Here is an 854-nt window from a genome sequence, read left to right as displayed (position 1 = left end):
CCTTGATCAGGTCGTCAACCGCGTCTGGGAAGACGGTAGCAGCAAAGGTCAGGAGACCTTCGACTACGACAACCGGGGCCGCCTGATCCTCTACACCGCCGACCCCGCCATCGCAGCCGAAGACCCGTTTGGCAACCGAGTGACCAAGCAGGTCTTCTGCTTCAACGGCCTCGACGGCTACAAGCAGGTCGACAGCACCTTCGCTGGCGGCGGCACCGACACGGCCGTGTTCAGCTACGCCGCCGAGGACCCCACCCAGGTCAAGACCATCACCCACAGCCATTCCAGCTGGCCCGCGTCCATCACCCTCGACTATGACGCGTGCGGTCGCGTGATCGCTGACTCCCTGGGCCGCCAACTGACCTGGGACGCCCAGGACCGTCTCACCCGCGTCCAGTACAACGGCCAAACCTGCGACTACCGCTACGACCCCAGCGGCAACCTCACCGACCGCATCCTCGGCTCCACCCTCACCCGCAGTTTCTACAGCGGCGGCCTGCTCACCCACGAACAGACTGGCAGCGATGTGCTCCAACGCATCGGCGATGCCAGCACCTTGTTCGCCCTCAACCGCATCACCGCAGACGTGCGCACCGTCACCCTGCTCGGCTGCGATGCCCAGGGCAGCGTGCGTCTGGAAGCCGACAACAGCGTACGCAGCCGCCACTACACTGCACACGGCGCCGAGCCCGAGGACCCCGCCCATGGCCCCTATGGCTATGCCGGCGAACGCCGTGAGCCGTTGACCGGCTGGTATATCCCAGGCGGCTACCGGCCCTATGACCCACTGGTCATGGGTTTCCTCAGCCCCGACAGCGAGAGCCCGTTCGGCCGTGGTGGCCTGAACCCCTATA

General features: G+C 65.8%; 1 protein-coding gene. It reads left to right on the top strand.

Annotation, left to right across the window (positions count from 1 at the left end):
* Window positions 1-854 (top strand): RHS repeat-associated core domain-containing protein (locus HU736_RS21660; protein ID WP_275967713.1); only part of this gene is annotated, 854 nt, incomplete at both ends.

This window comes from Pseudomonas shirazensis (assembly GCF_014268785.2).
Taxonomy (GTDB): domain Bacteria; phylum Pseudomonadota; class Gammaproteobacteria; order Pseudomonadales; family Pseudomonadaceae; genus Aquipseudomonas; species Aquipseudomonas shirazensis.
The sequence above is the reverse complement of the archived record's forward strand: the minus strand, read 5'-3'. Positions and strand labels throughout refer to the sequence as shown.